The 13,040-nt window shown below is 53.1% G+C and carries 12 protein-coding genes; 4 read left to right on the forward strand and 8 right to left on the reverse strand.

The genetic code is table 11. The features are described 5' to 3' along the window. Positions 1–3: 3 nt before the first annotated feature. The 4 genes from ABJV08_RS14775 to ABJV08_RS14790 form a co-directional block, all read right to left on the reverse strand. On the reverse strand, positions 4–1,638 hold the full coding sequence (locus ABJV08_RS14775) for a class I adenylate-forming enzyme family protein (protein ID WP_348037323.1): 1,635 nt from the start codon (positions 1,636–1,638) through the stop codon (positions 4–6). Between the two features lie 9 nt (positions 1,639–1,647). Then, positions 1,648–2,520 carry an SDR family NAD(P)-dependent oxidoreductase gene (locus tag ABJV08_RS14780; RefSeq protein ID WP_348037321.1) on the reverse strand — a complete coding sequence of 291 codons (873 nt, stop codon included), beginning with the start codon at positions 2,518–2,520 and terminating at the stop codon, positions 1,648–1,650. Positions 2,521–2,619: 99 nt separating this feature from the next. Beyond that, the gene (locus ABJV08_RS14785; protein ID WP_348037319.1) at positions 2,620–3,303 is read right to left on the reverse strand and encodes an EthD domain-containing protein; all 684 of its coding nucleotides are present in this window, start codon (positions 3,301–3,303) and stop codon (positions 2,620–2,622) included. 9 nt (positions 3,304–3,312) lie between these two features. Next, positions 3,313–4,074, reverse strand: coding sequence for an SDR family oxidoreductase (locus ABJV08_RS14790; protein ID WP_348037317.1), 762 nt, complete (start codon positions 4,072–4,074; stop codon positions 3,313–3,315). A 118-nt stretch (positions 4,075–4,192) separates the two neighbouring features. Between ABJV08_RS14790 and ABJV08_RS14795 the strand changes: the two genes are divergently transcribed. Genes ABJV08_RS14795 through ABJV08_RS14810 form a run of 4 tightly spaced genes read left to right on the forward strand, consistent with a single transcriptional unit; the run spans position 4,193 to position 8,690 of the window. Continuing rightward, complete coding sequence (locus ABJV08_RS14795) at positions 4,193–5,410, forward strand: NADH:flavin oxidoreductase (RefSeq protein WP_348037315.1); 1,218 nt, start codon at positions 4,193–4,195, stop codon at positions 5,408–5,410. Continuing rightward, positions 5,407–6,180 (forward strand): SDR family NAD(P)-dependent oxidoreductase, encoded by a 774-nt coding sequence (locus tag ABJV08_RS14800; protein WP_348037313.1) that lies wholly within the window; start codon positions 5,407–5,409, stop codon positions 6,178–6,180. The genes ABJV08_RS14795 and ABJV08_RS14800 overlap by 4 nt, the downstream gene beginning before the upstream one ends. 6 nt (positions 6,181–6,186) lie before the next feature. Continuing rightward, positions 6,187–7,002 carry an SDR family NAD(P)-dependent oxidoreductase gene (locus ABJV08_RS14805; protein WP_348037311.1) on the forward strand — a complete coding sequence of 272 codons (816 nt, stop codon included), beginning with the start codon at positions 6,187–6,189 and terminating at the stop codon, positions 7,000–7,002. Beyond that, a complete protein-coding gene (locus tag ABJV08_RS14810) occupies positions 7,002–8,690 on the forward strand; it encodes an FAD-dependent oxidoreductase (protein ID WP_348037309.1) in 1,689 nt (562 codons plus the stop codon). Before ABJV08_RS14805 ends, ABJV08_RS14810 begins: the two co-directional genes overlap by 1 nt. 48 nt (positions 8,691–8,738) lie before the next feature. Here ABJV08_RS14810 and ABJV08_RS14815 read toward each other — a convergent pair whose 3' ends face one another. The 4 genes from ABJV08_RS14815 to ABJV08_RS14830 all read right to left on the reverse strand — a co-directional run bounded on the left by ABJV08_RS14815 (position 8,739) and on the right by ABJV08_RS14830 (position 12,971). Next, positions 8,739–9,653: an alpha/beta hydrolase gene (locus ABJV08_RS14815; protein ID WP_348037307.1), complete on the reverse strand. Its 915-nt coding sequence runs from the start codon at positions 9,651–9,653 to the stop codon at positions 8,739–8,741. Between the two features lie 39 nt (positions 9,654–9,692). Continuing rightward, positions 9,693–11,285 (reverse strand): NAD(P)/FAD-dependent oxidoreductase, encoded by a 1,593-nt coding sequence (locus tag ABJV08_RS14820; RefSeq protein ID WP_348037305.1) that lies wholly within the window; start codon positions 11,283–11,285, stop codon positions 9,693–9,695. A 79-nt stretch (positions 11,286–11,364) separates the two neighbouring features. Further along, complete coding sequence (locus ABJV08_RS14825) at positions 11,365–12,168, reverse strand: SDR family NAD(P)-dependent oxidoreductase (protein WP_348037303.1); 804 nt, start codon at positions 12,166–12,168, stop codon at positions 11,365–11,367. Next, positions 12,165–12,971, reverse strand: coding sequence for a class II aldolase/adducin family protein (locus ABJV08_RS14830; protein WP_348037301.1), 807 nt, complete (start codon positions 12,969–12,971; stop codon positions 12,165–12,167). Before ABJV08_RS14830 ends, ABJV08_RS14825 begins: the two co-directional genes overlap by 4 nt. Positions 12,972–13,040 lie beyond the last annotated feature (69 nt).

Genomic DNA, 13,040 nt, shown 5'->3' on the forward strand with positions numbered 1-13,040 from the left:
CCATCAGGCTTTTTCTCCCGTCATTTCGGGCCAGATGGCCCGTAATTTTGCTTTATCTACTTTTCCAACATGATTGCGTGGCAGCGGCTCAGCGGAGAATCTTACCGCCCCCGGCGCTTTATATTTCGCCAATTTTATACCGACTGTGTCGATGATGGCTTGCTCGCTGATATCCTTGGCTACAACAAAAGCGACCAACAATTCACCAAGTCGTTCATCGGCTATCCCAAATGCCGCGCATTCTGCGACCTCGGGCATCTCGCTCATCACTCGCTCAACCTCGGCGCAATAGATATTTTCACCACCGGAGATCACCATGTCTTTCTTTCGATCAACGATGAAGACATAATCTTCACTATCGACATAACCAATATCGCCAGTGTTAAGCCAGCCGTCTTTGCCAAGCACCTCTTTGGTGGCTTCCGGATTGTTCCAATATTCCTTCATAACCATTGCACCACGCACAACGATCTCACCAGGCTCGCCTTGGGGTAGCGCTTGGCCGTCAGAATCCACGATTTTCATATCAACCAAATTAAGCACTCGGCCAGCCGATGCGCGATTCCGGACGAAATCTTCACCGACCGCCATTGCCACGCTGCCCGAAGTTTCGGTCATGCCATAGCCCGTGCCCATCACCGCTTGGGGGCAAATTTCCCGCACGGCATCGAGCAGGTTGACCGGCAACGCCTGGCCACCCGTGCCAATGTTGCGAAGCGAAGCCAAATCTGCACCTTTGTTTTTGGCCGCGCTTACCATGTCCCACAACATGGTTGGCACTGCGGTAAACTGGGTAATCTGCTCGTCCTGGATGGTCTTCATGGCCTCTGCTGCATTCCAGCGGCGCATGATTACAATTTTCGTGCCCGAGAATAACGGCGAAAGAAACGCTGAACCAAGCCCGGAAATATGGAACAATGGATAAACCTGCAACACCGCCTGCTGCGGCATATTGGCGAGGATGGTTTCCACGGAAACATCCATCTGGTTTGCCATGTTGTGGAGCACCATGAAACCGGACAGCTGCATCGACAAAAGACCGGTAATCAGGTTTTTATGGGTAAGCACTGCGCCTTTTACCCGCCCGGTCGTGCCGGACGTGAACAAAATGACGCAAGGATCATCAGGATTGGCAGGCGTTTGTTCGCTCAATGACGGACCTTCACTGGGAAAATCATCTGCTTCTATGATCCGGCCCGCATAGCCGCCTTCGCGTAGCAATGCTGCGCGCTCGGAATCAGCCAGAACCAACTTAGCATCCACATCACCAACGGCGCTCGCTAATTCTTCAGGCGCACCCCTGCTGTTCACCAAAACCGCCACACCACCGGCGCGTTGGACCGCTAGAAAGGCGATCATCCATTCGGCTCGATTGCGCATACAAATGGCCACATGGTCACCACGTTCGATTTCAAGCGCGCCAACCAAAGCATCACGAAGTTGAAACACATTTTCAAACGACAGGCGTTTCTCACCTTCAACGATAAACGTCTTGTCACCGTGACGTCGTGCCGCATCGATCAACATATTAAGATCGGGCGGAGCCGCTGTGAATTGCTGAATGCCGTCACGTTCGCCGATTTCAAAGGGTGAACCGGGAGCCGTTACGGCTGCAAAGACAGGGTCAATATTGGTCAAAATGCAATCCTAGTAAACAGCAGCCGGGTTTTTCGTAGGAGGTGTACCCAGCATGTCTCGATAGCTGGGACGCTCCTTCCCACGATCGGTTATGCCGAGCTCCTTGGCAATCTCCGCGCCAATCAAGGTCTGCCCCGACAGCTCGGCGCGATTGGGCGCCTTGTCCATGGCATCCAATATATGCGCCGTAAATTCCGGATTCTCTGCCGTTTCAATAAAGCCCTCATATTGCTCGGGATTGGTTTTCTGCGCGATCAACGAACGTTCTGTAACCAGCGGCCCCAACCAGATAGAAACCGCCATCACGCCAGTTTCGCGAAGATCATGCTCCATGTCATGCGCAAATTTGTCGAGCCCCGCCTTCTGGGCACCATAGGCTGGGCCATGCATATAACAGCTGGCACCAAAGGAAGACCCGAATGCGATCACACCGCTGCCCTGCTTCACCATCATCTTGGCGGCATGCCAGCTCGCAACATAGGCAGAACGCAATCCGACATCGAGTATTTTGGCGGCATCCAGTTCCTTTTCCCAAAATGGTTTCTTCTCGATCAACTGATGATGAATATAAGCGGCATTGTTCACCAATACATCCAATTGGCCCTGCTCTTCCTCTATCTGCTTAAAAAGCGCTGCGACCTGCTCATCGTCCCCATGATCGCACATGACCGGGATCCCCTTGCCACCAAGCTCCGTGACCTTGGCCGCAGTTTCCGCAACCGTGCCGGGCAGGACCGTTCCATCCCAACCCCTTGCATCACCTGGGGTTATAGTGCGTCCTGTGACATAGACAGTGTAGCCAAGTTCACCGAAGCCCCGAGCTATGCCAGCCCCCGCTCCGCGACTTGCTCCGGTCACCAGTGCTACTTTGGTTTCAGCCATGCCTATACTCTCCCGATTCGACGCATTTTTGATATCAAACGGATAAATAACCTAGATTTGCGGAATTGAAAGCTATTTTTATTACGCAAATCATCAATATTATCCAAAATTATATTGACTGGTTGGGAATACATCAATTGTACCCGGCGCGATAAACCGCCCACAGCTCTCCATCATTGCCGCAAGATTTTGATCAAATTTTTCCTGATCGCCTGCCGCATCAAAAAATACAAAAGGATCGGTTAGCGCCTCTATCGGAAAACACTCTTCAACAATCGCGACATATGGGACAGCCCCCTTTGTCAGCGGTTCAATCACCAGATTTTGAACATATTCGAAGTTTGATTGCGTATCGATGGCAATCTGGGTGTGATAATCGCGCCAAACATTGCGCCACTCTTGCCAATCCATTCCCGGGGGTAACGTTAGGAAAGCGATCTGAGAGAAGCCTGCGCAACGTTGCTCGGATTGCGGCGGATGCTTCTCATTGGTGATGATCTGTGATTCCGCAACCAGCCAGCTATCGAACCGATCACAATATTCATTCACGATCGCGTCACAAGCATTTCGGAAAATCTCGTTCGAGGACGACAACCAGAATTGCAGGATTGCGTTGGGCAACGGATCGCCGCGACTTTGAATTAGACCAGCGCCATCCTCAACCGCAGCGTCTTGAATATTGATCCGAATGTTCTTCGCACCAGTATTCGCTAGCTTTTTTGTGACTTCTGTCAGCAGTTTTTGCGGGTCAGCACCCCATAATGCACAAAATATTTTTTCCATTTACATCCTCTAGTCGAAATTGGCTTGCCCACCATCCAGCGGAATGGTCGCACCGGTTAAATAGGCCATGTTGGGCGCACAAAGGCTTGCCACAGCGCGACCAATATCCTCTTCGCACTTACCCACCCGGCCGAGTGGAATCGATTTGAAAAACTCTTTTGCTTCGTCCGGATTATTCTCGATCCAATATTTCATCCCAGGCGATTCCGCATGTGGCGCTATCGAAAGAACGCGGATATTGTCACCGCCCCATTCCGAAGCCGCGGCGCGCGTCAGCGGACGCATCGCCTGCTTCACCGATCCATAAGCCCCATATCCTGCCATATCCCATCGGATGCCGGCCGAAGAAACCAGATTGAATATCACCCCGCCTCCAGCTTTTACCATATGAGGCCGGGCAAGTTTCATCAGCCGGAGCGCCGCCAACGGCCCGGATTCAAAACCGGCCGTGAAAGCCTCGTCCGTAACTTTATCAAGCGGACCAAGCGGCACTTCTTGCGCGTTGTTGACCAAAACATCGAGGCCACCCAATTTGGATGCAGTTTCATCGACAATGCGTGCAAGATCATCTGCACTTTTGACGTTGGCTTCCAGTGCAATGGACGAACCGCCCCGTTCTTCAATAAGATTGCACGTGGCTTCAAGCTTTCCCAACGTCCGCCCGGTCACTGCAATCTTTGCCCCTTCAGCGGCCAAAGCCAGCGCGATACCCTGCCCAACACCTTGACCTGCTCCGGTTATAAGTGCGACCTTATCCTTTAAATGGCTCAATTCGCTCTCCGTTCATCATATTCGTAATTTTTCTTATATATTTTTACGCATTCTGTTGACTTAATGCCAGTAAAAACGGCAAATGCGTCAAATTGAACAGGATTTTTGGGATTCGAGTATGACATCAGCTTTTAGCCCCCTGCAAATCGGTCCGCTCAAACTGCGCAACCGTTTTGTCAAAGCCGCCACCAACGAAGGAATGGCCAAAGGCGGAATTGTGACAAAAGGCTTGGCCAATTTCCATGCGCGTATCGCTGAAGGCGGCGCCGCACTATCGACCGTCGCCTATTGCGCAACCTCTCCCGATGGTCGCACCTTTTTGGATCAAGCAGTGCTTGATGACGATTCCATCCCTGATTTCCGTGCCCTTACCGAAGGCGTGCACAAACATGGTGCTGCCGCAAGCGCACAGATAACGCATGCTGGTAGCTTCACCTTTCTCGACAAGGAAACGCTCAAGACAAACCGCCCCCTTTCATCAAGCGGCGGGTTCAACAAAGTCGGCGTCATGTCCGGACGCTATTTCAAGAAAAAGATGGACCGCGATGACCTAAGCACGATGACTGATGAATTTGTCGCCGCCGCCCTCCGCGCAAAAGAAGCAGGCTTTGACGCGGTAGAATTGCATATGGGACACGGTTATCTGCTGAGCCAATTCGTGTCTCCCGTGTATAACAAGCGTCGCGATGACTTTGGTGGTTCAATAGAAAAGCGAATGAATTTTCCGTCTGAGGTTCTCAAAAAAGTGCTCGATGCTGTGGGCAAAGACCTCGCTGTTATCGTAAAATATTCGATGACTGACGGTCCCAAAGGCAATCAGATAGACGATGGTATAGCGGTCGCCAAAAGGCTGGAAGCCGATGGTGCGCATATGGCCGTGCTATCCAATGGGTTGAATGTGGAATCCATCACCGCGATGTTCGGTTCCCCGTTGCCACCGACTGGCAGCGGCGGAAACGCGGTCGTCAAAATCGGCAGCTGGATCCAATCTCTGACAGCGCCAAAAGATGTCGTTTTTCGCGAGAGTTATCTGCGCGAGTTGGCTCAACAAGTGCGCGCCAATGTGAACATGCCCCTCGCATATCTTGGTGGTGTGCAATCACTAGCAGGCGTCGAGGACGCAATGGCAGATGGTTTTGACACAATCGCTATGGGCCGGGCCCTCGTCTTTGATCCCAATTTTGTGAATGATCTGCAAACGGGAGCCATTACGCAATCAGGCTGTACCGCCTGCAATCGTTGCGTAACTATGATGTACACTCCGGGCGGCACAAGCTGTATTGAATCACCGTACAAGCCTGATCCGAAATTGAACAAAGTGGGAGCATCAGTATGAGTCAGGACTTTTCAGGTCAGGTTGCCTTCATAACCGGCGGCAGTGACGGCATCGGTCGGGCAACCGCTGAACTGCTTGCACGGCGCGGCGCGACTGTGATTGTCTGCGCGCGCGGCGAAGAAAAATTGGAAGCAACCCGAGCGGCTATTGAAGCCGCGGGTGGCAAAGTCGAAGCGCATCAACTGGATGTAACCGACAGCGATGCCTTTGCTACATTGATCAGCGATGTCGCCAAACGCCATGGTCGTCTCGATATGATGGTCAACAATGCGATGTCGGTCCACTATGCCCCGATATCCAAACTCAAGCTGGGCCATTGGCGCAAGGACTTTGCAGTCAATGCTGACGCGGTATTTGTCGGCACAAAGGCGGCAATGGAAGTCATGACTGCTGCGGGCAAAGGTTCAATTGTCAATATCAGCTCGACCACAGCCATTCGCGCAGCTCCCTTCATGTCTAGCTATTCTGCATCAAAGGCGGCGCTTATCCAGTTTACCGCGGTAGCCGCGATGGAAGCAGCGCGTTCCGGCGTCCGTATCAACGCCATTGTGCCGGGACAGGTGCAAACCGCGGCCAACGAGGATTTCTCAGCCAAGGCGCCAGAAGTTGCCTCAAAAACAACGGAAGCTATTCCGATGGGACGCGGCGGCCAGCCCCATGAGTTGGCAGAGTCTATCCTGTTCATGCTGTCCGATGCCGCAAGCTATATCACCGGTGTAGCCCTACCGGTGGATGGCGGAAAATCTGCACAACTTTACCTGCCCTCGTGATTGCACGTGAATAGATCCGTAAAAATTGACGGTGGTGTTGCCGTCATAACCGGTGCCGCAAGTGGCATTGGTGCCGGGCTAGCGCGGCATGCAGCGGCAAAAAACATGAATCTCGTGCTCGCGGACTGGGATGAACCGCGCTTAAGAGCCCTCGCATCCGAATTGCCAACCGACACGTTGATCATGTCAGTAGATGTAAGCGACGGGGATCGCATCAATGCTCTCGCCGATGCCGCTTTTGATCGCTTTGGTGATGTAGATATGTTGTTCAACAATGCAGGAATAATGACGTCCGGTCGCAGCTGGGAGATTGACGCCGAAACTTGGCAACAGTCGCTCGACGTCAATATCGGTGGCATTGTAAATGGTATGCGCGCGTTCATTCCCCGCCTTATCGCTGCTGATCGCCCGGCACATATTATCAACACTGCCTCGGTCGGTGGCTTCTATTCCGTTCCCTTATTGGCGCCCTATATGGCCAGCAAAACAGCCGTGGTTGCTATTACCGAGGCTTTGGCCGGGGAATTGGCGTCAATGGGATCAAAAATCCGGACATCGCTGCTCGCGCCGGGCGCCGTCAAAACCGATTTGATGCGGGACGCCGCTCCGAAGGAATCTGAAGAATTCTGGCAATCGTTGCGCGGCGTAGCAGATCGCAAAGGGAAAATGCCCGATGAGTTTGCAGTCATGGTTTTTGATGCGATAGAACATGGCGAGTTTTGGATAATTCCACAACCGGAGTCTCTGGATGGCCGGCTACGCGAGCGGACAGATATGATATTGGAACGGCGGCATCCGGCCGACAAAAGAGGGCATGGATAATGAGTGTATGGGATAAGGAAGTCGATATCTTGGTGGTCGGGTCAGGTGGCGGCGGGCTACTCTCCGCGCTGGTTGCGGCGAACAACAAAGCCGAAGTATTGATCGTAGAAAAAGAGAAGCTTTGGGGAGGCACCTCCGCAACATCTGGTGCTGGCATTTGGATTCCCAACAGCGACAATGCCAAGGCTGAAGGCTTTGAGGACAATAGCGAGGAGGCCTTCCAATATGTCAGGGCGCTGTCTGCCGACAATGTACCGGACGAGAATATCCGCGCCTATGTGGAAAATGGTGCGGACATGCTCCGCTGGATGCAAGCCAATGCGCCTGTGCAATATATCGCCTTTCCATATCCCGATTATCATGCCGAAAACCCGGGCGGCAGCCCCACCGGTTATCGCACCCATTTGCCGCTTCCCTTGGGCAAGAAATATACAGATCCGTCGATCAGAACTTTGCGCCACCCATCTGCCGCTGCCAGCCTGTTTGGCTATATCAATTGGGATATTGGAGAAGCTTATACGTTCCTATTCCGCCCAAAATTCTGGTGGATGACATTGGCGAAGATGCTCGCCAACTATTGGCTCGACTGGCCTTTCCGTTTCACCTCCGACAAAGATCGCCGCTTGACCCAAGGCAACGCACTCGTCGGTGGTCTCCGCCTGGCATTGAACGAGAAAAATGTCCCCCTCTGGTTGCAAAGCCCGATGCAGGAACTGATCGAAACCAAGGGCAAGGTTGAAGGTGCGGTCATCAATCACCAAGGACGCAATATTCGGGTTAAGGCACGGAAAGGGGTTATTTTGGCGGCGGGTGGCTTCGACAAAAACCAAAAAATGCGAGAAGAAAACGCGCCACTTTATCGGAATGCAATTTATTCAGGCGGCACGTCCGGCAATACCGGTGATTCTATTGTTGCTGGGAAAGCCATTGGTGCTGGTACGATGAACATGCAATCTACGTGGGCGGCCCCCGTATGGTACGTGCCTGGCGAAGTGGGCGGGAGGCTCTGTACCATGGAGCGCGCGCTGCCCGGCGGGATCATGGTCAACCAGAAGGGTGAGCGCTATCTCAACGAGGCAGCTTCCTACCATATCACTGGCCAGAAAATGGCCCAGCGGGAGGCGGAGCATGGCGATGCAAGTCCAACATGGTTTGTTTTCGATGCGGACTATCGCCGCAAATATCCCGCTGGCCCGCTATTGCCTGTGATACCCGACTGGTTTCAAGAAGGGGCGGTACAGGCGATCATGAAAAAGGCTAAAACTATTGGGGAACTGGCCGAGCAGATCGGAATGGAACCAGCTGCGCTGGACACCACAATCTCCCGCTTCAATGAATATGCGGCCAAAGGCGAAGACCCCGACTTCCATCGAGGCGACGCCGCCTATGACAAAATGTATGGAGATCCAAGCGTCACCCCAAACCCCTGCCTGGCGACGATCGACAAAGGTCCGTTTTACGCCATGCCCATCTATCCGGGCGATATCGGTACAAACGGTGGTTTGCAAACCGATGCTCGTGCCCGGGTGTTGAATGAAAAAGGCAAGCCGATCGCTGGGCTTTACGCTGTGGGCAACAACGCTGCTTCATCGATGGGCGAGAGCTATCCGGGCGCCGGCGTCACCATTGGACCGGCACTAACATTCGGATATATTGCAGCAAGAGACGCTTTGGGAGTGAATGATTGAGCGATTGAACAGTTGAAAGCCCGTCTTCAAAATCCGGGCTTTCAAATGTTATTGCTGAGCGAAAGCGGCTTTCAGTGCGGCCGTTCCATTAGCAACCGCTTCGTCGGCCAATGGTATCATGCCGAACAGACTGGCAAATCCGTGAATAGCACCTTCATATGCTTGAAGATTGACGGGAATGCCCGCAGCCTCGAGCTTGGCAGCATAAGCAACCCCTTCGTCATGTAGCGGGTCATTCCCAGCCACTATGATTGTCGCTGGCGGCGTGCCGGGTGCGATAGGTGCTGCCGCGGGAGATGCCCGTGCGTCGGAGCGCAAATCACCGGGCGCATATTGATCCCAATACCAGCGCATCTGTGTGGATGAGAGAAACCCGAGGTGGTCATCATCAAAGGATGGCCCACTGCAACTTCCGTCTAGCACAGGATAGAAAAGCAATTGGTGCGCGATCGTTGGATCGCCTGCCACCGCTTGCGCCAATGCGGCGGCCAGATTGCCGCCGGCACTGTCACCAGCAAAAGCAATTCGGCTCGCATCAATTCCCAGTTCGCTGTGATGGTCTTTTATCCAGCGTAGCGACGTTCGAGCATCATCCCATGCTGCCGGAAACGGATTTTCTGGTGCTAATCTGTAGTCAATGGAGACCACCGCACATCCCCCTTGTTCCGCCAATATAGCCGCCAATCGATCATGGGTATCCAAGCTACCATGAACCCAGCCGCCGCCATGAAAGAACAGGACCACGGGAAGAATCTCTTCTGGCGCGGGATGGTATAACCGCCCGGCAATGACTGCACCGTCTGCATCGATTGATATGTCTCGTCGCTCAGCTATCTCGACCGGTGGCGCAGGAATTGGGGCGTCGAGCATGAGACGAAGAGATGCAGGTTCAAGTGGATCCGGCAATTGAAAGCCGCTTTCGGCCATTGCTTCCAGCATTGCTTGAATATGCGGATCAATCATAAGTTTCAGCGCTCCAGTATTGACGAAGGCACAACATGTCTAGCTTCTCAAAAAGCCTTCATAATCGTTGCGTACCGCAGTTTCACTGAGATCGCGATATCTTGGAAAACCGCCAACATAGACCATGAAGCCACCTTTCTTCCCTTCGATATTCTTGCCATTGTACCAGGATTCAGCGAGATGATGGACGGTTTGGGACGCAGCGCCATTCACTTCCGCCGCCCAGCCCTCTTCGGCTTCTTCTGTGGTGTCGATCCGCGAATAACCATCCTTTTCAAGGTCATCGATAACACCTGCAACGAAATCGACCTGCCACTCGCCCGCTGTAATCATTTGGGCCAGCGCACCAGGTGATAGCGGGCCATGGATCATGAACAAATTAGGAAATCCAGCGACCATGAATCCGAAAGCGCTGGTAGGTCCATCCTGCCACTTTTCCTTGAGCTTAAGTCCATCTACGCCTTCAACATCAATCCGGGTCAGAGCCCCTGTAAGAGCGTCAAACCCTGTGGCCGTCACGATGACGTCCAGATCATATTCAGCATTGGCCGTTTTCAGTCCGGTTTCTGTAAACTCGGTGATCGGAGCGTTCTTCACATCCACTAACGTTACGTTGTCGCGATTATACATGTCGAAATAGCCGTTATCGATGCACAGTCTCTTGGCGCCAATCGGGTAGGTTGTCGGGCAAAGCTTTTCGGCTGTTTCAGGGTCCTTAACGATTTCACGGATTTTGCCGCGCGCAAATTCGCAGACCACTTCATTGGACTCACGGTTCGTCATTACGTCGGTAAACGCGACCATCAGCTGAAAGGCGCTTTTGGATTGCCAGCCTTCTTCGAGGATTGCCTTTTGCTCCTCGGGCGTACATTCCTGTGCAGCCTTGGTAGGATATTCAATCAAAGACACACCGTAAGTATCGAGCAATTGGGCGCGCCGTTCGCTATAATTCTCTTTCCATTCGCGCTCATGTTCCTCGTCCAGAGGCCGGTTTCCGGAAGGCATGCTGAACGCTGGTGTACGCTGAAAAACGGTCAGATGTTTGCTGCGTTCCGCCAGAATCGGGGACGCCTGAATGCTAGTCGAGCCTGTGCCGATGATACCTACGCGCTTGTCCTGCAGGTCCAGTGGTTCGTCCGGCCACTGCGTTGTATGATAGATCTCGCCCTGATATTTGTCCCGGCCCGGCCAATCTGGCATGTTCGGCGCCGAAAGGGCTCCCGTCGCGGCCACGATATATTTGCAGATGACATGATCACCATTAGCCGAATGCACGTGCCAGCGATTGCTTTCTTGGTCGAAATGGAGAGACTTTACAGCAGTCGATAGACGAATATCTTTACGCAAATCAAAACGGTCAGCGACGTGGTTGGCATATCGTTCTAAATCGGGCTGTGCCGAGAAATATTCCGGCCATTTCCATTCCTGCTGGAGTTCCTCATCAAAACCGTAGGAATATTCGACGCTTTCGATGTCGACGCGCGCGCCAGGATAGCGATTCCAATACCAGGTGCCACCAACACCATCGCCAGCCTCAAAACATATCAAATCATATGTCTCACGAAGCTTGTGAACCGCGTAGAGCCCTGAAAAGCCGGCTCCGATGATGACTATATCAGTGTTTTCGGTCATGGGCTTAGATACTTTCCTGATCCAATATGATCATATTGATCAACGATCCTTCAATATAGTCCAACATGCGCATCAATCGTTATTCTCCGTCACCGCTTGTGAAGTCAAAACTTGAGGGTGGTCTTCTTTCCAAAATCATATCCGTCCGATCCTGAAGGGCTGAATCCAATATTTCGGGCTGCGGTACAATCCAGTAATCACCGCGTTCAATCGCAGCAAAAACCAACGGAGCGAATTCGTCTGGCGTCATGCCATGCTCGTCATTCATACCGCGCATAACGGTCATAAACTTCGCCGTTTGCGCTGGCGCATGTTCGTCCATAATCGCGCTCTTCACCGGGCCGGGTGCCAACAAAGAGACCTGAACTTTGCTATCAAGCGCAGCCAGTTCCCCGACCATCGCTTCTGTGATGGCGACAATCGCAAATTTGGTCGCTGAATAAGGAGCCATGAACGGCGATGTCAGAAATCCTCCCACCGATGACGTATTGATTATACGGGCCGGGCGGTCCGCAGCGATCAGACGCGGGACAAACGACCGCATAACATTGACAACGCCGCCGATGTTAATGTCGACCGAGCGCTGCCAAGTTGTGCTATCAATTTCCCAGCTTAATCCGCTGGAGAGAACGCCGGCATTATTGAACAGCAAGTCGATTTCGCCAAACTGGTCATAAGCGGACAAAGCAAGAGCTTGAACAGCGGCCTCATCGCGCACGTCAGTCGGAACAGCTATAGCTTCGGTCGAGAGATTATCCGCCACCTCTTTCAGCGCCCCCTCGTCCCAATCGGCCAACACCAATTTCATGCCAAGCGATGCCGCATGGCGTGCAAGCCCTGCCCCAATACCGCTGGCCGCACCCGTGATCACCGCAACAGTCATTTTGCTTTTCCCTTGATTGCGCTCGTTGGATCACCTTGCAGAACGCGCGGATCCAGGCGGATTTCCTTGCGCGCCATGGCTTCCCAAAGAAACGGAAAACCAAGATCATCAGACATTTGGGCCACACGGAGGGTTTCGGGATCAGTGATTGGCTGCCCTTCGCCCAATGTTTCAACGTGCCACGCCAGTCGACAGCGATGCTCTAAGGTGATCGCGCGCAAATGTGCTTGGCGAATATCTTTACCAACAACGAACACGCCGTGATTTTTCAACAGCGCCCATTTTTCTTGCCCCAGTGCCTCGGCTGCAGCTTCGGCCTCGGAAGCGCCATCGACCGAGCCCGCATATTCGTCATAGAAAACCGGATCGCCTTCGACCTGACCCGATGTCTGATCATAGACCGGCGGCACGCGGCCTGATGCCGACCACACGAGCCCCCAACGCGAATGATTGTGGAGAACAACCTTCAGGTCATGGCGTTTCTTATGCACCGCCAAATGTAAGCCAACCGCTGGCGTGACATTCCATTGCCCCTCAATCACTATGCCATCCCCATCGACCCGGATGATGTCTGCGGCCGTCACTTCATCCCACGCCAGTTCCCACGGATTGATCAGAAATGTTCCATCCGGCTCAGCGACCGTGATATGCCCGGCGATATGATCATCATATCCCTCGCGATGCAGAGCCCTGCAGAACAGCGCCAGTTCCTGACGCGCTGTGAGCTCCGGAAGCAGTGCGAAACGGCCAGGCCGCGGGGCCAGCTTTTCGAGCATAGGATTGCTGCGAATCGGAGCTTTCATTGCACGGTTCCCTTTCCTGACATTGCCTGCCTCTAAAAACGGCAGATCTTCTCAATTTTATATCTTTCG

The organism is Parasphingorhabdus sp. (assembly GCF_039982395.1).
Lineage (GTDB): Bacteria > Pseudomonadota > Alphaproteobacteria > Sphingomonadales > Sphingomonadaceae > Parasphingorhabdus.